At 74.1% G+C, this 26425-nt stretch carries 7 protein-coding genes; 3 read left to right on the forward strand and 4 right to left on the reverse strand.

The window, feature by feature from the left end; all coding sequences use genetic code 11:
* Positions 1–867 precede the first annotated feature (867 nt).
* A complete protein-coding gene (locus tag ACFZCP_RS40480) occupies positions 868–3615 on the reverse strand; it encodes a molybdopterin cofactor-binding domain-containing protein (RefSeq protein WP_391440337.1) in 2748 nt (915 codons plus the stop codon).
* Complete coding sequence (locus ACFZCP_RS40485; protein WP_391440342.1) at positions 3612–4430, reverse strand: FAD binding domain-containing protein; 819 nt, start codon at positions 4428–4430, stop codon at positions 3612–3614. Before ACFZCP_RS40485 ends, ACFZCP_RS40480 begins: the two co-directional genes overlap by 4 nt.
* Positions 4431–4643: 213 nt before the next feature.
* Here ACFZCP_RS40485 and ACFZCP_RS40490 point away from each other — a divergent pair, with 213 nt between their 5' ends.
* The gene (locus ACFZCP_RS40490; RefSeq protein WP_391440348.1) at positions 4644–6230 is read left to right on the forward strand and encodes a helix-turn-helix domain-containing protein; all 1587 of its coding nucleotides are present in this window, start codon (positions 4644–4646) and stop codon (positions 6228–6230) included.
* On the opposite strand, the gene ACFZCP_RS40495 is transcribed toward ACFZCP_RS40490, so the two are convergent.
* Positions 6184–6582 carry a helix-turn-helix transcriptional regulator gene (locus ACFZCP_RS40495; protein WP_362682076.1) on the reverse strand — a complete coding sequence of 133 codons (399 nt, stop codon included), beginning with the start codon at positions 6580–6582 and terminating at the stop codon, positions 6184–6186. The two genes, ACFZCP_RS40490 and ACFZCP_RS40495, sit on opposite strands and share 47 nt — an antisense overlap.
* A gap of 211 nt (positions 6583–6793) precedes the next feature.
* Complete coding sequence (locus ACFZCP_RS40500; RefSeq protein ID WP_391440363.1) at positions 6794–7891, reverse strand: alpha/beta fold hydrolase; 1098 nt, start codon at positions 7889–7891, stop codon at positions 6794–6796.
* Between the two features lie 1871 nt (positions 7892–9762).
* On the opposite strand from ACFZCP_RS40500, the gene ACFZCP_RS40505 reads away from it, so the two are divergent.
* Together ACFZCP_RS40505 and ACFZCP_RS40510 are read left to right on the forward strand one after the other, a co-directional pair.
* On the forward strand, positions 9763–22752 hold the full coding sequence (locus ACFZCP_RS40505) for a type I polyketide synthase (RefSeq protein WP_391440367.1): 12990 nt from the start codon (positions 9763–9765) through the stop codon (positions 22750–22752).
* 53 nt (positions 22753–22805) lie between these two features.
* Positions 22806–26425 (forward strand): type I polyketide synthase (locus ACFZCP_RS40510; RefSeq protein ID WP_391440370.1); only part of this gene is annotated, 3620 nt, incomplete at its 3' end.

Below are 26425 nucleotides of genomic sequence, written 5' to 3' on the forward strand. Positions count from 1 at the left end.
CACTTCGCGGGCTCCAGGCAACTCAACATCCCCGGGCACGGACTTGCTGACGGGCGCGATCAGGTGGCCGCGGGCCGGAAGCCGACACGTACGGATGTTCTCTTTTCAACGAGGTGGGGGGACTTTACATGCTCCTCCGTGTGCTTGGCACCAGGGGTGACCTGGAACGGAGTGGGCGGACGCCTTCCGTCCGCCGGGAACCCGACGGCCCCCCTGTGCGGACCGGACCGGCCGTCCCGCGGAGACCGTCTGGCCGAGGGGGATACGCAACGGCATATATCGCCCCGTTGCGGGACGATCCCGGCCGGCGCCCAGCCCTCGGCCAGGTGGACCCCGAGGAGGCAGTGGCCCTGTCACCCTCCTTGTGCTCCGCTCACGGGGTCGAGCGCACGATCACGAGCGACCCCTCGTACGTCGGCTGGTCGCGCAGGTGGCCGAATTCCTCGTCCCAGGCCCCGGACGCCAGGGGGCCCGCAGTGACGGGCGCACTCCTCGATCCGGTGCGGTGCACGCTGTTCTGCGGCAGCCCGGGTCCGCTGTCGGGATCCCGTTTCGAGGGGCCCCCGTGGTGGCGTCGGGATGGGGGCCGGTCTCGGTGACGCGGCCCCCCCGCACTGGTCCATCAGGCAGGTCCTGCACGCTTCTGGACCACGGACTTGGCATCCAGCGCTTCGAGCAGCTCGCGAGCATTTTGGGCATGGGTGGCGTAGTCGGCCATGGGACCTCCCCTGTCGATGCTGCGCAACAGTAGCCATCACGCGTGGCCGGCGGGGTCCGCATGGGTGAGGCAGCCACCGTCGCCGACGGGCTCGGGCGTCCACGCCGTGCTTTCGCCGCGCACGGGGGCGACGCGGAGCAGCCCGCCGACTACGAGGAGCCGCTCACGCCCTGATCCGTCGTGTCCGCGTCGCGCAAGGCCAGCCACACCCGGTCGCGTGTGAAGGGCAGTTCGGTGAAGCGGATACCGGTCGCGTCCCGCAGGGCGTTGGCGAAGGCCGGGGCGACCGGGTTGAAGGGGCTCTCGCTCATCGACTTCGCGCCCAGGGGGCCGATGGCGTCCGCGGTCTCCATGAAGTGGACCTCGGTGCGCGGGATGTCGGCGTACTGGGGGAGTCGGTAACGGCGGAAGGCGGCCGTCTCGACCTCGCCGCGCGCGTCGATGCGGACGTTCTCGAAGAGCGTCGAGCCGAGCGCCTGCGCGACCCCGCCCTCCACCTGGCCGCGGCACTGCATCGGATTCATGACCTTGCCCGCGTCGGCGGCGTGCACGCTGCGCAGGATGCGGATCTCCCCGGTGCCGGGGTCGACCGCGACCTTGAACCACTGGGCGTTGAAGGCGACCGAGCGGGGGGTGCCGCCGAAGTTCCCGTCGGCGGCGCACTCGACGCCCACCGCGCGGGCGGCCGCGTACACCTCCTTGAGCGTCAGGCGTCCACCGGGATGCAGTACGGCCTCGTCCGCGAGCCGGCACTCGGCGCGCGGGACGCGCAGGTGCGCGGCGGCGAAGTCGAGGAGCATGTCGGCGAGGGCGCGGGAGGCCCGCAGGGTGGCCTTGCCGGCGACGACCGTGCCGGTGGAGGCGAAGGCGCCGGTGTCGTGCCGTACGACGTCCGTGTCGGACTGGCGGATGGTGATCCGGTCGACGGTGGTGGCGAGTTCACCGGCGGCGATCTGCCGGTGCACGGTCGTGGTGCCGTTGCCGAACTCGGCGGTGCCCACCGCCAGATCGAAGGTGCCGTCGGGCAGCAGGGTGGCCCTGGCGTCGGCGATGTGGCCGCCGGGCGGGCCGGTCGCGATCATCGCCAGGGCCGCGCCCTCGCCCACCAGCCAGCCCTCCGGTGCCGGCCGGCCGGCACCGGTCTCCGCCTGTGCCCGGCGCACGATGCCGATGCACTGGTCCAGTCCGTAGCTGGCGATGTGCAGGTCCTCCTCGTGGCCGCCCGGGGTGACCATCGTCTCGTCGGCGCCGATGACGTTGCGGGCCTTGAACTCCAAGGGGTCCAGGTCCAGCCGCCGGGCCAGCTCGTCGAAGGCCGACTCGACGGCGAACATCACCTGTCCGAGCCCGTATCCGCGGAAGGCGCCCGCCGGGACGGTGTGCGTGTACACCGAGTAGGCGTCGACCTTCTTGTTCAGGGCGCGGTAGATCGCCATCGACTCGCCGACGCTGTGGAACATCACGGCCGGCCCGTGGTTGCCGTACGCGCCCGTGTTCGCGACGACGCGCAGCTGGAGGGCGGTGAGGGTGCCGTCGCGGCGCGCACCCGCCTTCAGCCGGATGGTGAAGGGATGGCGGGTGGTCGCGCCGTAGAACTGCTCGGCGCGGGTGTACTCCAGTTTCACCGGGCGGCGCAGCCTGAGCACCGCCAGCGCGACGACGTCCTCGACCAGCATCTCCTGTTTGCCGCCGAAACCGCCGCCGACCCGGCCTGCCATCACCCGGACCTGCTCCAGCGGCAGGTCGTACAGCGTGCACAGGGCGCGACGCGTGAGGAACGGGGTCTGCGAGCTGGTGCGCACGGTGAGGCGGCCGTCCTCGTCGAACCAGGCGACGGCTCCGTGCGTCTCCAGACTCGCGTGCTGCCCGCGCTGGGTGCGGAAGGTGTCCTCGTAGACGACGTCGGCCTCGGCGAAGCCGGCCTCGATGTCGCCGATCTCGCCGTGCGCCTCGCCGACCACGTTGTTCGCGGGGCGGGAGATCCGGTGGGTCTTCGCGTCCTTGTCGTGGACCACGGGCGCGCCGGGCCGCATGGCGTCCTCGGGGTCGAGGACGGCGGGCAGCACCTCGTACGTCACCTCGATCCGGCGGCAGCCCTCCTCGGCCGCCCCCTCGCTGTCGGCGACGACGGCCGCGACGCGCTGGCCGATGTACCGGACCGTGTCGTCGAGGACGCGGGTGTCGGCCGGGTCCTCCTCGGGGTGCTCGTGGCGAGCCGTGGAGAAGTGCCGTTCCGGGGCGTCGTGGTGGGTGAAGACGGCCTGGACGCCGGGAACGCGCAGCGCGGCGGAGGTGTCGATCGCGACGATGCGGGCGTGGGCGTGCGGGGAACGCAGTAGCTTCATGTGCAGCAGGTCCTCGACCTCGATGTCGAAGGTGTAGCGGGCGGTCCCGGTCACGACCTGGGGCCCGGCCGGCGCGGGCAGGCTGCGGCCGACGGACTCGCCGGGCGCCGGCTCCTCCACGTTCTTGACCCCGCGGACGGCGTCCTCGATGGCCCGGTAGCCGGTGCACCGGCACAGGTTGCCCTTGAACGCCCCCGGCAGGTCCGCCAGTTCGTCCTCGTCGAGGGCGGCCGTGGTCATCAGGAAGCCGGCCGTGCAGAAGCCGCACTGGAAACCCTGTGCGTCGAGGAACTTCTGCTGGACGGGATGGAGTTCACCCTCGGGCGAGGCCAGGCCCTCCACCGTGGTGACCTTGTGGCCGTCGGCGCGGAAGGCGGGGTACAGACAGCTGTGGACCGGCCTCCCGTCGACGTGGACCGTGCAGGCACCGCAGTCGCCCTGGTCGCAGCCCTTCTTCACGCCGAACCAGCCGCGGTCGCGCAGATAGGTGCGCAGACACTGGCCCGGGCGGGGCTCCTCCTCGTGGGACCGGCCGTTGACCTCGACCTTCATCGTGCCTCCTGGTGTGCCAGCTCCCGGCGGATCTCCTCCGCGTACCGGTACGTCATGTGCCGCCGCCACTCGGGCAGCCCGTGGATGTCGTCGAACCACTCGTCGTCGGCGACGGCGGCAGCGATCGCCTCCCGCAGCCCCGCAGCCGTCGGCGGGAACCACAGCCGGATCGGCCGGACCGTCGCAGCGGTGAGCGTGACCGCGAGGGAGCCGTCAAGGGGGTCGAGCGTGCCGATGATCAGCACCCCGGAGCGGCCCAGCCCGTACAGCGACGCCTGCCGGAACGCCGTACGGCAGGCCAGGTTCCGGGCCGGCAGGGTGACGGAGCGCAGCAGCTCGCCCTCCGCCAGCACCTTTCGGCCCGCTCCGGTGATGAAGTCGGCGACGCGCACCCGGCGGCGTGCGCCGTCCTGCGCGATCAGCAGGCACTCCCCGTCGAGAGCGGCCGTGAGGGAGATCATCGGGCCGGCCGGCAGACCGTTGCAGAGGTTCCCGCCGACGGTGGCCATGTTCCAGATCTTGAAAGAGGCGAGGAACGCCCGGCAGCACTGCTCGAAGAGCGGTCCCGCCTCGGCGGCAAGATCCTTCGCGAACCGGGACAGCTCGGCGATGGTGCAGGTGGCCGCGATCTCCAGGGAGCCGTCCGGGCGCTGCTGCACGGGGGTCCAGCCGGTGCGGCTGAGGTCGATCAGACGGCGCAGGTGCGGCTGCGGCTCGGAGAACAGATACGTGCCGCCGCCGAGCCAGCCGTCGCCCGGCCGCCAGGGCGCCGGGTGCCGGGCGTCCCGGATCTCCACCACCGTGTTCAGGTCCATGACCGCCAGTGAAGCAATGCGAACCGGCCAAAACGACTGGTTCCCAGCACGGAAACGACGGGCGGCCCGCCCCGATACTTGGTGAATCAACCAAGAGGCATACCGCTCGTCTCATCTGGCACTTACGATGCGAGGACTCGCACGCACCTGGTGAATGTGAGATGCCGGGTGTCAGGCACCGCCACCCGGCAGCCGTACGAGGAGCCGGAACCCATGCACGTCGAACACCTTCTGCAGGACGAGTCCCTCGGCCTGCGCCTGCTCTGGGCCGAGGACGCACTGCTGAGGCAGGAGATCAGCGGCGTCACCGTCACCGACCTGGAGGACCCGGCCCGTTTCGTCCGGCCCGACGAGGTCGTGCTCAGCGGACTCGTCTGGTGGAGCCCGGAGGGGGGAAGGGGCAAGGCCGAACGCTTCGTCTCCGGGCTGAAGGACGCGGGCGCCGCCGCGCTGCTCGCCGGTGAGGAGACCCACGGTTCGGTGCCCGACGACCTCGTCGAGGCATGTGCACGGCACGGGGTCCCGGTCGCCGGCGTGCCGGCCCACGTGATGTTCCGCGAGATCACCGACACCGTGTACCTGCGGCAGTGGGGCGGGCTCAGCCGCCACCACGCCCTGCCCGAACACGTGCGGGGCCGGCTGAACCGGCTGGTCGCACAGGACGCCGACCCGGCCCTGATTCTCGCCGGCGCCTTCGCGCATCTCGACCGGACCGCGGCCTACCTCCTGACCCCGACGGGCCGGACCGTCGCGGTCACACCGGGCGCGGACCCGCTCCCGGCAGGCGAGGCCGCCGCCCTGACCAAGGGCGACAGCGGTGTCCTGGGCAGGGGCGACACCGGTGTGACGGTGCCCGTGGAGGCGGACGCGGTCACCCCCTACGAACGCTGGTGGCTGCACCTGCCGGACGGTGCGGCCGCACCACCGCGCCTGCTCCACGAGATCACCGGCGTCCTGGGCCGCTGCCAGGAGGCGCTGATCCGCCGACGGGCCGCCGAGCACCAGAGAGCGGACGAACTCGGCAGGCTGCTGACCTCTCCGGAAGCCGGCGACGTGGCGGCCGTGGTGCGGGCCTGCGGTCTGCCGGCTCAGGGCCCGTACCTCGTGGTCGTGGCCGACACCGGCGCCCGGCACGAGGGACTGGCGGAGGGCGCGCTGACAGAGGCGGTCGCGCACACGACGCCGGCGTTCGCCGCCGTGGGACGCCTGCCCGACGGGACCGCATTCGCGGTCGTACCCGAGGACACCGCCGCCCCTCTGGCCGCGGCCTGGCCGCCGGTGGCCGCGTGCGAGCCCGGCTCCCCCCTGCACGGCGGGCTCGCCTCACCGGTCGGCGAGGCGACCGGACTGCCGGGTGCCCTGGCCGAGGCCCGCTACGCCCTGGCCTCGGCACGGGCGAAGGGCGCCGGCACCTCGTCCCTGGCGGACGCCACGTCCCTGACCACGCTGGACACGCTGCTCACCGGCATTCCGGCCGAGGTCCGCACCGCCTTCAGCCGCACCGTGCTCGGGCCGCTGCTCGACACCCGGAGCGCCTCAGCCGCCGCGCTGCTGGACACCTTGGAAGTGTTCCTCCTCCACGACGGCTCCTGGGCCCGCACGGCCGAGGCGCTGCACGTGCACGTCAATACGGTTCACTACCGGATCCAGCGCATCGAGCACTTCACCGGCCGTGACCTCTCCCGCCTCCGGGACCGCCTGGACCTGTGGGCCGCGCTGCTGTGTCGCGCGGAGCCGAGCACCACAGCGTCCGCTACGACCGCTCGACCTGTACGCTCGTCGACTTCACCCGCGCGATGACGGTGACCCCGACCGCCAGCCCCAGTTCGTCCACGGCTTCCCGGGTCACCAGGGACACGATCCGGTGCGGACCGGCCTGGATCTCCACCCGGGCCACGACGTCGTCCGCCCGCAATGCCGTGACGATCCCCGTGAGTGCGTTGCGCACAGAAGTCGGGGGACCGGCCGCCCCGCCCCGCTCGTCCTCGCAGGAGCGCTCCCGCACGAACCGCGCCAGTCCCACGCCGTCGATCACCCGGTTCCCCGAGCCGTCCCGCCCCATCGGCAGCCGGCCCGCATCCGCCCATCGGCGCACGGTCTCCGGACTGACTCGCAACAGGCGCGCGGCCTGGCCAATGCTGTAGGTCGGCACCCTCGAACCCTAGTGGTCCCCCTTCCTCGCGAAGGCCGTGCCTGCCGCTGCGCCGGCCGGTGTGCCTCGTCGCGCTCGCCCGGGAACGCCGCCCGGGCGGCAGCCGCCTGCTCTGCCCCGGCGGTCGGACCACCCCGGCCCCCGAGGCGGTCGGACTCACCCCCGCCCGCCTTCTCGGCCCCCGCGGTCCTGAGCCGGGGCCGCGGCTCAGTCACCGCGATGCCGCGACGGATGCCGCGGTGAGTCTGTCCACGGCCGCCGCGACCGCCTCGGGACTGGAGATCATCGTCAGGTGCCGGGCGCCGGGTATGAGCGTCGCCGGCGGTGCGCCGATGCGCCGGGCGGTCTCCCGCGGAGTCTGCTTGCCGAACACGTCGTCCTGGGCACCGAACACCACCGACTTGGGCAGGTTCACCCCGGCGAGTCGGGCCACCCGGTCCGCGGGCAGACCCGGCACGCCCGCGGCCAGCATGCTCCACAGCGCACTCTCCGCGCCCGGCACCCGGAGCGGGCGTCGCCACTGATCCAGACCGGCGGCATCCAGCCGTGGACAGGCAGGCCCGCACTGTGCGTCGTACAGGCTGCGGATCACCGCCTCGACGCCGAGCCCCAGCCGCAGCAGGCTGGTGCGGTACGGGTCGATCAGCACGTACTTGAGGGCCGGCGGCGGCCCGGCACCCGTGTCGAGGGCGTCGCCGTCGAGGAGCATCACGCCGCCCAGCCGGCCAGGGGCCCGCAACGCCGCCTCGGTGACCACGGCGGCTCCGCTGGAGTGCCCCACCAGCAGCGGGCGTTCGCCCGGACCGCCGAGGTGCACGGCGTCCAGGAAGCCCAGGAGCTGACGGGCGAAATGGTCGGCGGTGTACGGGCCGTGGCGTTCGCTGTATCCGTTGCCCGTCAGGTCGAGCGCGTACACCCGGTGGTCGCGGGCGAGCAGCGGGGCAAGGCGCGACCAGGTGTCCACGGATTCGAAGGCGCCGTGCACCAGGACGACCGGAGGGCCCGCCGTGCCCCAGGTCTGGTAGCGCGTGCGGATGTCGGCGGCCTGTACGTACCTGAGCCCCCGCGGTGGCGCGGCGCGCCCGGCCGTGACGCCGTTGTAGACGAACGAGGCCGCCGTGACGGCCACGAACACCACGGCACAGCCCAGCGCGCCGCGCCGCAGCCACCGCCGCAGCCGGGAACGGGGTGGCCGGTGCGTGCGCTCGGCAGGGAGCGACGGCGGAGCGGATGCCGCAGGGGCGCCCCCGTCTCCTTCTCCGTCTCCATCTCCGGGTTCGGCTCCGGCGTGGCGAAGATCAGCTGTCACGGGCCACAGCATGGCCCAGGGCACACCCGCGGTCATCCTGCGGGGGGAGCCATCGTGACTACTACGCAGGGTGTACGGGAGTGCTCCCAGGCCGCCGCGCGTGCGGAGGCCGCCACGCCGTGCGCCCCGAGGCGGAAGTGCGTGCGGAGGGCCGCCCTGCGTGCGCGGGCAGAAGTGCGTGTGGAGGCAGAAATGCGTGCCGAGGCGGTCATGACTGTGGGTGTGACGTGGGTCGCTCTGTGGCAGTAAGTGCCCGAAACGGGCGGCAAACGGGCGACCTGGGCGGCGAAACGGGCACGGCGGGCTTCGCGATGCCCGTTTCCCAGCTGCGCACACATGCTCATGGCATGTGCCCTTGTCCGGTGTCGCGGACGCGAAACTTACCTGGGGTAATGACCTGTGACGTGGGAAGTGGGGATTCGCTCCGGCGTGTATGGCGGCCGGTTCGTCGCGCGAGGCAGCGCCTGCGCCAGCAAAAGGAGAAGCGGGATTCCGCTTTTGATAACCACAATCGGAGAGGGTGGAACGGGCCCTGTCCGCTCCGATACCGTTGGCTCAGTCACGGGGGCGCGGGTTCGGTATTCGACTCGCTTACCGCAATCCGCCCGCGCAACCGGTCGGGCTTTCGGAGCGTCTTCTCTTGACCGCTGCATCGAGCCCGGCGCCCGCCCAGAGTCCATGGGATCCATGGAAAGGGGGACTAGACTCAGTGGCTCACGATGCAGGTTCCAGTACTTCCAGGCATGCCGTCCGGGCTGCCCCATGGAGACCGGGTCGGGCCGTTGACCGCATGAAAAACCGCGTCGGGCCTGCCGCCCTGCGATGCTCGCCTTATGTGTCGCGGACCTCGACCCCGGCCTGGGTCTCATCAATGCCGAAAGAGTGTTGTCGTCGCGTGTTTCCACGTGTCCTCGCACCCATGACCTGACCAGCCTTCTCGGCGCACGGCCATTTCGCAATTCGGTTCGCCATCGGCAGGGTGATGCGTGGCGTGACAGATGCTGTCGCGCCGGACGGCGCTGAAGCCGCATCGCCCCTGCCGGGCGCTGGCGCCCACGAGGCGCTGCCCCGCTGCCGCTCCTGCGGGCGCGGATCCCTGGGGGCGTCACCTGCAAGTCTTCCGTCATCCAACTCGCGGCGCGGCCTGGGCTCGGCGGACAGGGGCGCGAGCGGCAGGCCTCGTCGGCGCCGCGCAAGCGCCACGTTTCCCGCCCGGTCGTTCTCGCCGCCCGGGGGCGCGTCGCCGGCACGACGGCGTGGTGCGCATGCCGTGTGAACCCTGACACGTCCGGTCGGTGAGGTGTTTTCGGCCTGGCGTGCCGTAGATTTTCGCCAGCGGGCAGAGGTAAAGGCTTGCGCATGCGGGGATTACGTGTGGCTTGAAATTAACGGTCACATGACTGGCGAGTGCCGGTGAATGCGCTTGCCGTTTGCTTTCCCGTCTCTGGAGGTGCGCCCCGGGCGCTTGTGTCGTACAGGTAGGCGGCGTTGCTCTGAAGGGCAGGGGTGTTGCCCCAAGGGGCGGAGGGGGCTCTTCACGGGTCCTTGACGGTGCCGTGAGCTGGAAGTTCGTGTGGTGGTTCCGTGTGTCTGCGTGTCTTGATTTCGCGCCCGCTCGCCCGTGGCGGACACTGCTCGCCCGGGGGTGCCGGGTCAACGCGGCACGCCGTAGTTCGGATCGAAAAAGTCTTTGGTTGACAATTTCTGGATCATTGGTCTTGACTTGCGACCGTTGTCGCGGCGGATTGGCTTGGAAATACTCCGAGCCAATTCAGGCCAGTCATGTATGAGCCATGCATGGTGTCATGCATGCGTTCAGTTCTAATGGACGACTGACGAGGGCAGAAGCTGCCATGTGCGAATTGGCGCGAGTGGACACAGACACTGTCGCCGTCATCGGGGTCGCACCCGCGGCACCGGTACGAGCGGAATCGGACGCAGGGGCATGGGCCGAACTGACCGGCGTGCCCCTGCCCGCGAGCCGGACAGCCGAACTGGAGTCGGCGTGGAGAGCCTGCGAGGACGCGGGCATCAGCGCCGACCGGGTGGACATCGATGTCCATCTGGCCGCCGAGGGCGCGGCCGGGGGCGACGCGGCCGAACTGGCGGGCGCGTTAGGCCTCTTAGGTCTCTTAGGCCGGTCCCGGACCGGGCACGACCCCGTCGCCGAAGCCGTCGCCGCCGTACAGTCCGGTGACTGCGCCCTCGCCCTGGTCGGGGCGGACGGAGCCTTCGCCGTCCTCGCACGCACGGACGCCCCGCGAACCGCGGCCTTCGCCTACCGGCTCGACACCGGCCACGCATGGCCCGAGAGCGTTCCCGCCCTCGTGGAGGCCGCGCTGCGCGCGGGACGCCCCGGGCCCGGCCGCACCGCGCCGGAGGGACCCGCCGTCCCGGTCACCCTGTCCGCACACAGCCAGGACGCGCTGCGCGCACGGGCCGCCGACCTGCACACCCTGCTCCAGGCCGAGCCGAACCTGCCGCTCGCCGACATCGCCTACTCCCTCGCCACCACCCGGCCCGCGCTCGGCCGGCGCGCCGTGTTCGTCGGCGGGGACCGCGCGCGGCTGGCCGACGACCTGCTCGCCTTCAGCCAGGGCGGCCTGGCCGTGCCGGGGCTCGCGACCGGAACGCCCGCGCGGGCCGCGGCGGACGACCTCGCCTTCGTCTTCCCCGGGCACGGCCCGCAGTGGCTGGGCATGGCCGACGAACTCCTCACCGCGTCACCGGTGTTCGCCGAGCACCTGCACGCCTGCGCGGACGCCCTCGCACCGCACGTGGACTGGCCCGTGATGGACGTGCTGCGCGGCACCGCGGACAAGCCGTCCCTGGACCGGCCGGACGTGGGGCAACCCGCGCTATGGGCGATGATGGTGGCCCTGTCCGCGCTCTGGCGGTCCTGGGGCGTGCGGCCCGCCGCCGTGGTCGGCTCCAGCGTCGGCGAGATCCCGGCCGCGACCGTCGCGGGCGCGCTGTCCGTCGAGGACGGCGCCCGCGCCGTGGCCCTGTTCAGCCAGGCACAGGTGCACCTGCTCGAACGCGGTGTGATGCTCTCCGTGCTGGCAAGCGCCGACGAGGTGCGCGAGCGGCTGACCCGCTACGACGGGCTCGACCTGGCCGCCGTGCACGCCCCCGGCTCGGTCCTGGTCTCCGGCACCGAGGACCAGGCCACCGAACTCCTCGCCGAACTGGCCGCGGCCGGCATCAGGGCCAGGAGCATCGCCATCCGCCTCGCGGCACACGGCCGCCAGGTCGACTCCGTGCTCGACGCGCTGCGCGCCGGCCTCACCCCGATCACCCCCCGCCCGACGGACGTGCCGGTCTACACGGCCACCACGGGTGCCAGGGTCGACCCGCTCGATCTCACCGCGGACCACTGGTGCCGCAACCTGCGCCACACCGCCGACTTCGAGCGCGCCACCCGCGCCGTGCTGGCCGCCGGACACCACCTGCTCCTGGAGCCGAGCCCGCACCCCGTCCTCACCCGGGCCGTGCAGGAGACCGCCGAGGAAGCGGGCGTGGCGGCCACCGTCGTCGGCACGCTGCGCAGGGACCACGGCGGCGCCGACCAGCTGACCAGTGCGCTCGCCGAGCTGCACGCGCACGGCGTACTCCCCGACTGGGACGCGGTGTTCGCGGGCCGGGACGCCCGCGCCGTGCCGCTGCCCGCCTACCCGCTGCACGCGGCCCCCGCGGTCGCCCCCGCCCCGTCGCTCGCCGACCGGCTCGCGGCCGCCCCCGACCGCCGCACGGTCCTGATCGACCTGGTCCGCGCGCAGGTCGCCGCCGTCGTCGGCGGGAGCGCGCCGTCCGAGGCCGATGCGGACGCGCCGCTCCTGGGACTGGGCATCGACTCGGCGGGCGCCGTGACCCTGCGGAACCTGCTGAACGCGGCGACCGGCCTGAACCTGCCGGTGTCGGCCGTGTTCGACACCCCGACGTGCCGGGGCCTCGCCGAGCACATCGACCGGGTCCTGACCGGCGCCCCGGCCGAGGACGACGAGCCGTCGGCCCTCGCGGCGGCCGGTGACGACGAGCCGATCGCCGTCGTGGCCATGAGCTGCCGCCTGCCCGGCGGCGTGCACAGCCCCGAGGACCTGTGGGCGCTGCTGTCCGAGGGCGGCGAGGGCGTCACCCCGTTCCCCACCGACCGCGGCTGGGACCTGGACGGGCGCTACGACGAGGACGCCGAGCGGGCCGGCGGCTACTACCAGCGCGAGGCCGGATTCCTGCACGACGCCGACCGGTTCGACCCGGAGTTCTTCGGGATATCGCCGCGCGAGGCGCTGGCGATGGACCCGCAGCAGCGGCTGCTCCTGGAGATCGCCTGGGAGTCGATCGAGCGCGCCGGCATCGACCCGGCTCAGCTGCGCGGCAGCCGGACGGGCGTGTTCGTGGGCGCCATGACCATGGACTACGGCCCGCGGCTGCACGAGGCGCCCGCGGACCTGGAGGGCTACCTCCTCACCGGCAACACCGCGAGCGTCGCGTCCGGCAGGCTCTCGTACACCTTCGGGTTCGCGGGCCCCGCGCTCACCGTCGACACCGCGTGCTCCTCGTCGCTGGCCGCCCTGCACGTGGCCGTGCAGTCGCTGCGGCGCGGCGAGTGCCCCCTCGCGCTCGCGGGCGGCGTCACGGTCATGCCCTCGCCGGGCATGTTCGTCGAGTTCAGCAGGCAGCGCGCGCTCGCCCCCGACGGGCGGTGCAAGGCGTTCTCCGCAAGCGCGGACGGCTTCGGCCTCGCCGAGGGCGCCACGATGGTGGTCCTGGAGCGCCTGTCCGACGCACGGCGCAACGGGCACCCCGTGCTCGCCCTGATCAAGGGCACCGCGGTCAACCAGGACGGCGCGTCCAACGGCCTCACCGCCCCCAGCGGCCCCGCGCAGCGCCGGGTGATCCGACAGGCGCTCGCCGACGCGGGCGTCCCGGCCGCCGAGGTCGACGCCGTCGAGGCGCACGGCACCGGCACACGCCTCGGCGACCCGATCGAGGCGGACGCGCTCCTTGCCACCTACGGCCGGGAGCACCCCGCCGACCGGCCGCTGCTGCTCGGCTCGGTGAAGTCGAACATCGGTCACACCCAGGCGGCTTCGGGCGTGGCGGGCCTGATCAAGATGGTCCTCGCGCTGCGGCACGGCACGCTGCCGCGGACCCTGCACATCACCGAGCCCACGCCGCACGTCGACTGGTCGTCCGGCGCGGTGTCGCTGGTCACCGAGACCACGCCGTGGCCGCAGGTCACGCGCCCGCGGCGGGCCGCCGTGTCCTCGTTCGGCATCAGCGGCACCAACGCCCACGTCGTCCTGGAGCAGGCACCGGACGAGGTGGTGGCCGACGAGCCGCCGGTGTCCGGGCCGACTCCTTTGGTGCTGTCCGCCCGCACGGAAGACGCGTTGCGTGCCCATGCGGCTCGACTCGCCCCTTCCGTCGAGCAGTTGGGCTCGGCGGCTGTGGCTGATGCTCTGCTGTCGCGGTCGGTGTTCGATCACCGGGCCGTGGTGGTGGCCGGCGGTGCGGATGCGTTGACGGCGGTGGCGCAGGGCGCCGAGTCCGCCCGCGTGGCGGTCGGTGTCGCGCGCCCTGCCGGGAAGGTGGCGTTCGTCTTCCCCGGTCAGGGGTCGCAGTGGCTGGGGATGGGGACGGCGCTTGCGCAGTCCTCCCCGGTGTTCCGGGCCTCCATGGGCGCCTGCGCCGAGGCGCTTGCCCCCTATGTGGACTGGTCGTTGTGGGACGTCCTGGACGACGCCGACGCGCTGGAGCGCGTGGACGTCGTGCAGCCCGCACTGTTCGCGGTGATGGTGTCGCTGGCCGCGCTGTGGCGTTCGTACGGTGTCGAGCCGGACGCGGTGGTGGGACACAGTCAGGGCGAGATCGCCGCCGCGCATGTCGCGGGCGCTCTGTCGCTGGAGGACGCCGCACGGATCGTGGCCTTGCGCAGCCGGGCGATCCTGGCGCTGTCGGGGCTGGGCGGCATGGTCTCGCTCGCGGTGACGGTCGACGTGGCGCGTGAGCGGATCGCCCGCTGGGACGGGCGGATCTCGGTCGCGGCCGTCAACGGCCCCGGTTCGGTGGTCGTCGCGGGCGACGCGGACGCCCTCGACGAGCTCATGGAGTCCTGCGCCGCCGATGACGTACGCGCCCGTCGGGTTCCTGTCGACTACGCGTCCCACTCGCCCCACGTCGAGCGGATCCAGGCCGAGTTGGCGACCCTGCTGGCCGGAGTGGAGGCCACGGCCGCGCAGGTGCCGATGCTCTCCACCGTCACGGGGGAGTGGCTGACCGGGACCGAGGCCGGTGCCGACTACTGGTACCGGAACCTGCGGCACACCGTGCGGTTCGAGGACGCCACGCGCGGTCTCCTGGAGCACGGCGTCGGCACGTTCGTCGAATGCAGCCCCCACCCCGTCCTCACCTTCGGCGTGCGCGAGACGCTGGACGCGACCGGGCGCGACGCCATCGTCGTCGGCACCCTGCGCCGGACCGACGGCGAGCTCGACCGGTTCCTGCTCTCGGCCGCCGAGGCGTACGTCGAGGGCCTGCCCTTCGACTGGCGCGCCCTGGTGCCTGCCGGGCGACATGTCGACCTGCCGACGTATCCCTTCCAGCGCACGCGCTACTGGCTCGACGACACGGCCCGCCCGACGGCGGGCGGCGACCCCGCCGTTGAGGAGTTCTGGTCCGCGGTGGAGCGCGGCGACCTCGCCGCCACGCTGGACGTGCCCGCCGACGCGCCGCTGACCGACGTCCTGCCCAGCCTGGCCGACTGGCGCCGCCGCAGGCAGGAGCGGTCCGCCGTCGACGCCTGGCGCCTGAAGGTCACCTGGCGTCCGCTCACCGCCGCCACCACGCCGGTCCTGACCGGCACCTGGCTCGTGGTCGGCTCGCCCTCCGAGGCGGAACACCCGTGGCACACGGCGGCCGTCGAGGCCCTGCGCGCCCACGGCGCCGACGTCCTCGAAACCGACGGCTCGGCCGAGTCGCTGCGCGCCCTGGACGTCGTACCCAGCGGAGTCCTGTCCCTGCTCGCCCTGGACGAGAGGACCGACCCCGCCGCGCCGGACGTCCCGCGCGGACTCTCCGGCACGCTGGCGCTCGTGCGGGCCCTCGGCGACGCCGGGATCGGCGCGCCGCTGTGGCTGGCCACGACGGGCGCGGTGTCCGTCGGACGCTCCGATCCGCTCACCAACCCGACGCAGAGCCAGGTGTGGGGCCTGGGCCTGAGCGTCGGCCTCGAACACCCGGACCGCTGGGGCGGCATCGTCGACCTGCCCACCACCCCCGAGGGCAGAACCTCGACGCGCCTCGCCGCCGTGCTCACCCGGCCCGGCGACGAGGACCAACTGGCGGTCCGGGCCTCCGGTGTCTCCGTACGACGGCTGACCCCGGCCACCGCGCCGGCGGCCGCCACCGCATGGCGCACCGGCGGCACCGCGCTGATCACCGGCGGCACCGGCGCCATCGGCGGGCACGTCGCCCGCTGGCTGGCGGGCAACGGCGCCGAGCACATCGTCCTGACCAGCCGCAGCGGAGCCGGCGCGCCCGGCACGCGCGAGCTGGAGGCCGAGCTGACCGCGCTCGGCGTCCGCACCACCGTCGCCGCCTGCGACGCGACCGACCGCGCCGCGCTCGCCGGCCTGTTCGCGCGGCTCGACGCCGACGGCACGCCCGTGCGCTCGGTGTTCCACGCCGCGGGCGTCGTCGTGTCCAAGCCGCTTGCCGACACGGACACCGAGGACCTCGCCCACGCCCTGGCGGCCAAGGCCGTCGGCGCCGCCCACCTCGACGAACTGTGCGCCGGGCGCGACCTCGACGCGTTCGTCCTGTTCTCCTCCGGATCCGCGGTGTGGGGCAGCGGCGAACTGGGCGCCTACGGCGCGGCCAACGCCTACCTCGACGCCCTCGCGCAGCGCCGCCGCGCCGACGGCCTGCCCGCCACCTCGGTGTCCTGGGGCATGTGGGCGGGCGAGGGCAAGGGCATGGTCACCGACGACCTCGACGACCGACTGCGCCGCAGGGGCATGCGCCCCATGCGGCCCGAACTCGCCATCGGCGCGCTCGCCACCGCCCTCGCGGCGGACGAGACGACCCTGACGGTCGCCGACGTCGACTGGCCCCGCTTCGCCCCCGGCTTCACCGCGGCCCGCTCCCGCCCGCTGATCAGCGAGATACCCGACGTCGTGGCACTGGCCGCGCGGGACGAGGCGGAGCAGCCGGCCCCGGACGGCGCCCTGGCCGACCACCTCACCGCACTGGGCGAGGCCGATCAGCACCGGCACCTGCTCGACCTGGTGCGCGGCCACGCGGCCGCGGTGCTCGGCCACGACGGCCCCGAAGCCGTCACACCCGACCGGGCCTTCCGCGAGCTGGGCTTCGACTCCCTCACCGCCATCGAGGTGCGCAAGCGCCTCAACGCCGCCACCGGCACGCGGCTGCCCACCACCGTCGTGTTCGACCACCCGACGCCGGAAGCGCTCGCCCGCCACCTGCACTCCGTGGTCCTCGGCGAGCGGCAGACCGCCGCACCGGGCCGGACCGTGACCCGCGAGGCCGACGAGCCGATCGCGGTCGTGGCGATGAGCTGCCGCTACCCCGGCGGCGTGCGCGGACCCGAGGACCTGTGGTCACTCGTCCTGGACGGACGCGACGCCGTCGGGCCCTTCCCGGACGACCGGGGCTGGGACACCGACCGGCTGTACCCGGCCGACGCTCAGGCCCAGGGCCGCAGCCGCACCCTGGAGGGCGCCTTCGTCGACGACGCGGGCGGGTTCGACGCGAACTTCTTCGGCATCGCCCCGCGCGAGGCGCTGGCGATGGACCCCCAGCAGCGTCAGGTCCTCGAACTGGCCTGGGAAGCCTTCGAACGGGCGGGCATCGACCCGACGTCCGTGCGCGACAGCCTCACCGGCGTGTTCGTCGGCGCCTCGCCGCAGAGCTACGCGGGCACCCTGGAGCAGGCGACGCCCGAGATGGACGGCTACCGGCTGACCGGCGACGCGTTGAGCGTCGTATCGGGCCGGATCGCCTACACGCTGGGCCTGCGCGGCCCCGCCGTCACGGTCGACACCGCCTGCTCGTCCTCGCTGGTCGCCCTGCACCTCGCGGTGCAGGCGCTGCGCTCGGGCGAGTGCTCGATGGCCCTGGCGGGCGGCACGGCGATCATGGTGACGCCGACGGCCTTCGCCGAGTTCAGCCTGCAGGGCGGCCTGGCCCCCGACGGCCGGTGTAAGCCCTACGCCGACGCCGCCGACGGCGTCGGCTGGGGCGAGGGCGCGGGCCTGATCCTCCTGGAACGGCTCTCCGTCGCCCGGGCGGCCGGCCACGAGGTCCTCGCCGTCGTCCGCGGCTCCGCGATCAACCAGGACGGCGCGTCGAACGGCCTGTCCGCGCCCAGCGGCCCCGCGCAGCAGCGCGTCATCCGCGCGGCACTCACCAACGCGGGCCTCACCGCGTCGGACGTCGACGCCGTCGAGGGCCACGGCACGGGCACCCGGCTCGGCGACCCCATCGAGGCGCAGGCCCTGCTCGCCACCTACGGCCAGGACCGCCCTGCCGACCGGCCGCTGCTCCTCGGCGCACTGAAGTCGAACATCGGCCACACACAGGCCGCGTCCGGCATCGCCGGCGTCATCAAGATGGTGCAGGCGATGCGGCACGGCGTCCTGCCGCGCACCCTCCACCTCGACCGGCCCTCCCAGCACGTCGACTGGTCCACCGGCGCCGTGGAACTGCTCGCCGAGCACCGGCCGTGGCCCGAGGCCGGCAGGCCGCGGCGGGCCGCCGTCTCCGCGTTCGGCGTCAGCGGCACCAACGGTCACGTCATCCTCGAACAGGCCGAGCCCGTCGCCCCGGCCCGGGCCGACGAACCGGACGGCCGGCCCCTCGTCTGGGCCCTGTCCGCCCGCGACACCACCGCGCTGCGCGCACAGGCCGCCCGCCTGGCGGCCGCCGTGGACGAGCGGCCCGGGCTCTCACCGGTGGACGTCGCCGCGACGCTCGCGTCCGGACGGGCCGCCCTCGACCACCGCGCGGTCGTCCTCGGCACCGGCACACCCGAACTGCGCGCCGGACTCGACGCGCTCGCCGAGGGCACCGACGCCCCCACCGTGGTGCGGGGTGCCCCCGACGGCGGCAGGCTCGCCGTGCTGTTCTCCGGCCAGGGCTCCCAGCGCATCGGCATGGGCCGGAGCCTGTACGAGACGCACCCCGTGTTCGCCGACGCGCTCGACGAGGTGTTCGCCCACCTCGACCCGCTCCTCGCGGTGCCGCTGCGCGACGTCGTCTTCGGCGACGACCAGGCCGCACTGGACCGCACCGAGTACGCGCAGCCCGCGCTGTTCGCCGTCGAGGTCGCCCTGTACCGGCTGTGGGAGTCCTGGGGCCTGCGGGCCGACGCGCTCGCGGGCCACTCGATCGGCGAACTGGCCGCCGCGCACGTCGCGGGCGTCTTCTCGCTCCCCGACGCCTGCGCGATCGTCGCCGCCCGCGGCGCGCTCATGCAGGCGCTGCCCTCCGGCGGCGTCATGGTCGCGGTGCAGGCCACCGAGGACGAGATCGCGCCGGAGTGCTCCGACCACGTCGGCATCGCCGCCATCAACGGCCCGAACTCCCTGGTCCTGTCCGGCAGCGCCCGCGAGGTCATCGACCTCGCCGACCGCCTCAAGGCGCAGGGCCGCAAGGTGACCAGGCTGCGCGTCAGCCACGCGTTCCACTCGCCGCTGATGGAGCCGATGCTCGCGGAGTTCCGCCGCGTCGTCGAGGGCGCCACCGCCCATCCGCCCACGGTGCCGATCGTGTCCACACTCACCGGCGCGCCGGTCGATGCCGACCAACTCGCCTCGCCCGACCACTGGGTACGGCACGTGCGCCGGCCCGTGCGGTTCGCCGACGGCGTCACCGCACTGGTCGCGCAGGGCGTGACCACGATGGTCGAGGTCGGTCCCGGGAGCGCTCTCACCGCCATGGGTCAGGACAGCGCCCCCGACGCGGTGTTCGTACCGACGCTGCGCTCCGAGCGGCCCGAGCCGGACGCGCTGGCCCTCGCCGCCGCGCACCTCCACGTCCGGGGCGCCCGGCTCGACCTGGCCGCCGTCCTCGGCGGCCGCGGCAGCCGCGTCGACCTGCCCGCCTACGCCTTCCAGCACGAGAGGTACTGGCTGACCGCCGCCGTCGCCCCCGCGGGCGACGGGGCGACGACGGCCCTCGGTGTCGCCACCGGCGACCACCCGCTGCTCCGCGCCGCCGTCGCGCTGCCCGACTCCGACGGCGTCGTCTTCACCGGCAGGCTGTCCACCCGGGTACAGCCGTGGCTCGCCGACCACGGCGTCGGCGACCGGGTGCTGTTCCCCGGCACCGGGTTCCTCGACCTCGCCCTGCACGCCGCGGGCCACTGCGGCCTCGACACCGTCGAGGAACTGACCCTGCACGCCCCCCTGGTCCTGCCCGAGCGCGGCGGCCTCGCCCTGCGCGTCACCGTCGGCGCGCAGAGCGACGACAGGCGCGCCATCCGGGTGCACTCGCGGGCCGAGGACGCCGACCGGGACGAGCCGTGGACCGAGCACGCCACCGGCACGCTCACGACGGGCGACGCCCCGGCGACCGAGCTCGCCGACTGGCCGCCCCAGGGCGCGACGCCGATGGACGTCGACGACGTCTACGACCGTCTCACCGAACTGGGCTACGGCTACGGGCCCGTGTTCCGTGCGCTGCGGGCCGCCTGGCGCCACGGCGACGACGCCTACGTCGAGGTGGCCCTGCCGGACGGCACCGGCGGCGACGGCTTCAGTGTGCACCCGGCGCTGCTCGACGCCGCGCTGCACGCCCCCGTGCTGCGCGCCCTCGACGAGACCGGCGGCGGGCCCCGGCTGCCGTTCAGCTTCACCGGGGTACGGCTGCACGCCGTCGGCGCCTCTACGCTGCGGGTGCGCTGGTCGCCCAAGGGCAAGGACGGCATGGCGCTGGCCGTCGCGGACCCGGCCGGCCGACCCGTGGCGAGTGTCGACTCCCTGGTCATGCGACCGGTGGAGCTGCGCGGGCTCGCCGCCCGGAGTGCGGACTCCCTGCTCGCCCTTGAGTGGACGCCCGCCGAAGCGACCGGGGACAGCACGCCCGGTCTCGCCGTGCTCGGCGACGGTGACCTCGGCGATCTCGGCGTCGACGCCCCCACCGTCCGCGGCTTCGGCGCGCTCGACGGCGTGACCGACCTGCTCGCTGCCTGCCCGCAGCCGTCCGGCGACCACGGGAAGGCGGCGCGCGAGGCGGTGACCTGGGCGCTGACGCTCGCCCAGGACTGGCTCGCCGACGAGCGGACCGTGCACAGCCGCCTGGTGTTCGTGACCCGCGGCGCGGTCGACCCCGTAACGCCCGACCCGGCCCAGGCGGCCGTGTGGGGTCTGGTGCGGTCGGCGCAGACCGAGAACCCCGGCCGGTTCGCCCTGGTGGACCTCGACGGCACCGCGGAGTCCGCCCGCGCCGTACCCGCCGCGCTCGCCTCCGGAGAAACCCAACTCGCCCTGAGTACCGGGGAGATGACGGTGCCCAGGCTGGCCCGCGCGGCCGCCGACGCCCCGCTCGCCCCGCCCGCCCACGGCCCGTGGCGCCTCGACGCCCGGCCGCGCGGCTCCCTCACCGGCCTCACCCTGGTAGCGCACCCCGACGCCGCCGCGCCCCTTGCACCCCGCGAGGTCCGCATCGCCGTCCGTGCGGCCGCAGTGAACGTCCGGGACACCCTGATCGCCCTGGACCGCCACCCCGCCACGGCCGGACTCGGCAGCGAGGCCGCCGGCGTGGTGACCGAGGTCGGCGCGGACGTGACCGACCTGGCGGTGGGCGACCGCGTCCTCGGCCTCGTCAGCCAGGGCTTCGGGCCGCTCGCCGTCACCGACCGCAGGCTCCTCGCCCCGATACCCGCCGGGTGGTCCTTCACCCGCGCCGCGTCCGTGCCGGTCGCGTTCCTCACGGCCCACCACGCCCTGCGCGACCTGGCGGTGCTGCGCCCGGGCGAGTCCGTACTGGTGCACGCCGCCGACGGCGACATCGGCCTGGCCGCCGTACAACTCGCCCGGCACTGGGGCGCGGAGGTGTACGCGACCGCGAGCCCCGCCGAGCGGGACACGGTGCGGGCGGCCGGCGTACCCGACTCGCACCTGGCGTCCTTGCACGACGACGACTTCGTGGGGAAGTTCACCGCCCAGACCGGCGGCCGCGGCGTCGACGTGGTGCTGAACCCGCGGACGCGGGACTTCGAGGACGGCTCCCTGGAACTGCTGTCCGGCGGCGGGCGGTTCATCACGCCCGGCGCCGCCGACGGCCGCGACCCGGCCGGCCTGCCTCCCGGCGTCGGCCACGCCACGTTCGACCTGACGCGGCCGCACCCCGACCGCCTCCAGGAGATGCTCGTCGACGTCCTCGCCCTGTTCGAGGCGGGTGTGCTCAGCCCCCTGCCGGTACGCACCTGGGACGTCCGCCGCGCTCCCGAGGCGTTCCGCCATCTCGACCGGGCCCAGCACGCCGGCAAGGCCGTCCTGACCGTGCCCGCACCCTTCGACCCGGACCGCCCGGTCCTGGTGACCGGCGGTCTCGGCACCCTCGGCGCGCTGGTGGCCCGCCACCTGGTCACCGACCGGGGGGTGCGCAACCTCGTCCTGGCCGGACGCAAGGGCCTGGCCACCGACGGCGCCGGGGAACTGTGCGACGAACTGGCGGCGCTGGGTGCCCAGGTGACCGTGGTCGCCTGCGACGTGGCCGACCGCGCGTCGGTGGCGGCGCTGCTCGCCTCGCTGGACCGGCCGCTCGGCGCGGTCGTGCACACCGCGGGCGTCGTCGACGACGGCGTGCTGGAGTCCCTGACACCCGAGCGGATCGACCGCGTCCTCGCCCCGAAGATCGACGGCCTGCTCCACCTGGACGAGCTGACCAGGGACGCCGACCTGTCCGCGTTCCTCGTGTTCTCCTCCGCTGCCGGACTCCTCGGCAGCGCGGGCCAGGCGAGCTACGCGGCGGCGAACGCCGCCCTCGACGCCCTCGTGCGCCGCCGCCAGGCGCTCGGCCTGCCCGGCGTCTCGCTGGCCTGGGGCATGTGGGCGGCCGCGAGCGGCATGACGGCCGGGCTGGAGGCGGGCGACCGGGCCCGGCTCGGCCGCTCCGGCCTCCGGGAACTGCCCACCGATGAGGCGCTCGCGCTCCTCGACGCCGCGGCCGAGGACGGCCGCGCCGTACTCGCGCCGCTCCCGCTGGAGACCGCCACGCTGCGCGCACAGGCCGCGAACGGCACCCTGCCGCCCCTGCTGCGGAGCCTGGTCCGCGCCCCCGCCCGCACCGCCGCGCCGCCGCCCCCCGTCGCCACCGCGTCGTTCGCCGACACCCTCGCGGGCCAGTCCGTGGCGGACCGCGAACAGACGGTGCTCGACCTGGTGTGCGCCCAGGTCGCGGCCGTGCTCGGCCACGCCGCCGGCACCGAGGTCGACCCCGGCCGCGGGCTGCGGGACCTCGGCTTCGACTCGCTGACGTCGGTGGAACTGCGCAACCGGCTCACCGCGGCCACCGGACTGCGGCTGCCGTCGACACTCGTGTTCGACCACCCGACGCCCGCCGCGATCGCCCGGCACGTCCTCCCCCTGCTCGCCCACACCGGGACCGAGCCGGAGACCGACGTGCTCGACCAGCTCGAACAGCTGGAGAACGTGCTGCTCGCCCTCACCGACGACGGCACCGTCACCAAGGCGGACCTGCGGCTGCGCGCCCTGCTCGCCCGGTGGAGCGAAGCCCGGTCCGGGGACACCGGCGAGGACGCCGGCTCCGACCTCGACTCGGCCACCGACGACGAACTCTTCGGCTACCTCGACAACGAACTCGAGACCTCGTGACCGGGCCGGCCCGCGTCGACCTCTTCTGCACCGCCGTAAGGAGCGCACGCTAAATGGAGAACGAGAACAAGCTCCGCGACTACCTCAAGCGGGCCACCACCGACCTGCGCAACGCCCGCCGGCGCCTGCGCGAGGTCGAGGAGCGGGAGAACGAGCCCATCGCGATCATCGGGATGAGCTGCCGCTACCCCGGTGGCGTCGCCTCACCGGAAGACCTGTGGCGACTGGTCGCCGACGGCGGGGACGCCGTGGTGGAGTTCCCGGCCGACCGCGGCTGGGACACCGACGCGCTCCACGACCCCGACCCGGAGCACGCGGGCACCTCCATCACCCGCCACGGCGGATTCCTCCAGGGCGCCACGGAGTTCGACCCGGCGTTCTTCGGCGTCAGCCCGCGCGAGGCGCTGGCCATGGACCCGCAGCAGCGCCTGCTCCTGGAGACCTCCTGGGAGGCGTTCGAACGCGCGGGCATCGACCCGGCGCAGGCCAGGGACTCCAGGACCGGCGTGTTCGCGGGCGTCATGTACAACGACTACGCGACGCGGCTGCCGCAGGCCCCCGACGGGTTCGAGGGCTACCTCGCCAACGGCAGCGCGGGCAGCATCGCCTCCGGCCGCGTCGCCTACACGCTCGGCCTCGTCGGGCCCGCCGTGACGGTGGACACCGCCTGCTCGTCGTCCCTGGTGGCCCTGCACCTCGCGATGGTGGCACTGCGCCGCGACGAGTGCTCCCTCGCGCTGGCGGGCGGCGCCACGTTCATGTCCACACCGCGCACGTTCGTCGAGTACAGCAGGCAGCGCGCCCTGTCCGTGGACGGCCGCTGCAAGGCGTTCTCCGACAGCGCCGACGGCACCGGCTGGGGCGAGGGCGTCGGCATGCTCCTGGTGGAGCGGCTGTCCGACGCCCGCCGCAACGGCCACCCCGTCCTCGCGGTCGTCCGCGGCTCCGCGGTGAACCAGGACGGCGCGTCCCACGGCCTGACCGCGCCGAACGGCCCGTCCCAGCAGGCGGTGATCACCCAGGCGCTGGCGAGCGCGCGCCTGACCGCTGCCGACGTGGACGCCGTCGAGGCCCACGGCACCGGCACCACCCTGGGCGACCCGATCGAGGCACAGGCCCTCATCGCCACGTACGGCCAGGACCGGCCCGCGGACCGGCCCCTGTGGCTGGGGTCGCTGAAGTCGAACATCGGCCACGCCCAGGCGGCGGCCGGGGTCGGCGGCATCATCAAGATGGTCATGGCGATGCGGCACGGCGTGCTGCCCAGGACCCTGCACGTCGACGAGCCGAGCAGCCACGTCGACTGGTCGGCGGGCGCCGTGGAACTGCTGACCGAGGCCCGGGAGTGGCCCGAGACCGGCGAACCGCGCCGCGCGGGCGTGTCCTCGTTCGGAGTCAGCGGCACGAACGCCCACGTCATCCTGGAACAGGGACCCGCCGCCGACCCGGCACCCACCGAGGCCGGCGGCCGGCAGGCCGGCGCCGTCACGCCATGGGCACTGTCCGCCCGGACCCCCGACGCCCTGCGCGCCCAGGCCGGCCGCCTCCTGTCCGCCCTGCGGGAGACCGACGAGTTCGACGCGGCGGACGTCGGCTTCTCCCTGACCACGACGCGCGCCGTGTTCGAGCACCGCGCCGTGCTCCTCGCCGAGGACCGGGAGACCACCCTCGACCGGCTCGCCGCCCTCGCCGAGGGCCGCGGCGGTCCGGGCGTCGTGGTGGGCGAGGCTGCGTCCCACCGGCTGGGCTACCTGTTCTCGGGGCAGGGTTCGCAGCGCCTGGGCATGGGGCGCGAACTGGCCGCCCGCTTCCCGGTGTTCGCCGAAGCCCTCGACATGGTGCTGGACGCGTTCGAACCGCGGGTGCGCGAGGTCCTGTTCGGCGAGGACGCCGACGCCCTGGACGCGACCGGGGTGACGCAGCCCGCGCTGTTCGCCGTCGAGGTGGCGCTGTTCCGCCTCCTCGAAGCATGGGGCGTGCGCCCCGACGCACTGGCCGGACACTCGATCGGCGAGCTGGCCGCCGCGCACGTCTCCGGCCTGTGGTCGCTCGCGGACGCCGTCAAGGTGGTGTCGGCGCGCGGTGCCCTGATGGAGGCGCTGCCCGGGGACGGCGCGATGATCGCCGTCCAGGCGTCCGAGGCCGAGGTCATGCCCGACCTCCCGGACGACGTGGACATCGCCGCGGTGAACGGCCCGGACTCGGTGGTGGTCTCGGGTGCCGCCGCCGATGTGGAGGCCGTCGCGGCGCGGTGGCGCGAGGCGGGCCGCAAGGTGACCCGGCTGCGGGTCGGCCACGCGTTCCACTCGCCGCTGATGGACCCGATGCTGGAAGAGTTCCGGCGGGTGCTGGAGGGCGTGTCGTTCGAGGCGCCCGCGATCCCGATCGTGTCGACGCTGATCGGCCGGCTGGCCATGCCCGAGGAACTGGCGTCGCCCGAGTACTGGGTGCGGCACGTGCGCGAGTCGGTGCGGTTCCACGACGCGGTCGCCGCGCTGCGCGAGCACGGCGTCGACGTCTTCGTGGAGATCGGTCCCGGCGGCGTACTGTCCGGCCTCGGGCAGCTCAACGCCCCTGAGGCGGCCTTCGTCCCCGCCCTGCGCGGCGACCGGCCCGAACTCGACGCGCTGACGACCGCCGTCGGCCAGTTGCACGTACGCGGCGTCGCGGTGAACCTGGCCGCCTGCTTCGACGACGGCGCCCGGCGGGTGGACCTGCCCACGTACGCCTTCCAGCGCGAGCGCCACTGGCTGGACGCCCCGGCCGCGGACGCGGCCACCGAACCGATGTCGCCGGTGGAGGCACGGTTCTGGGACACCGTGGAAGAGGGCGACCTCGGCGACCTCGCCCGCACGCTGGGCGTGTCGTCCGACGACCCGCTGAGCGCCGTGCTGCCCCGCCTGTCCGCCTGGCGCAGGAAGCAGCGGGACCGCTCCACCGCCGACACCTGGCGCTACCGGATCGAGTGGCGGCCGGTGACCACCGGGAGCCGGCGGCTGGACGGCACGTGGCTGGTCGTGGCGCCGACGGGTGAGGAGCAGGCCGGTTGGGTGCGGGACGCGCTGGTCCGCAACGGTGCCGAGGTGCGGGTCCTGGAGGTGGACCCCGAGGCGGCCGACTGGGCGGAGCACCTGGACGGGCTGTCCGCGCCGAGCGGTGTGGTCTCGCTGCTGGGGCTTGCCCCTGCGCACGGCCCGGACCGTCCGGCCAGTCCGGACGGCCCGGGCGTGCCCGCGGGTCTCAGGGGCACGATCGGCCTGCTGCGGGCGCTCGGTGACGCGGGCGTGTCGGCTCCGTTGTGGTGCCTGACGTCGGGTGCGGTGGCGGCGCGCCCGGGCGATCCGGTTGCCGGGTTCGAGCAGTCGGTGGTGTGGGGGCTCGGCCGGGTGGCCGCGCTGGAGCAGTCCGGCCGTTGGGGCGGGCTGGTCGACCTGCCGGACACCCGGGACGACGCGACCGGCGACCTGCTGGCCTCGGTCCTCGCCGGCGCGGGTGACGAGGACCAGATCGCCGTACGTGGTCAGGAGGTCCTCGGCCGCAGGCTGGTGCCCGCGCCCGTGGGCGACGCCCTCGTGGAGGGCTGGACTCCGCGCGGCACGGTGCTGGTGACCGGTGGTCTGGGTGCCCTGGGCGGGCATGTGGCGCGCTGGCTGGCGGCGCGCGGGGCCGAGCA

It is taken from the genome of Streptomyces sp. NPDC007971 (assembly GCF_042958635.1).
Taxonomy (GTDB): Bacteria; Actinomycetota; Actinomycetes; order Streptomycetales; family Streptomycetaceae; genus Streptomyces.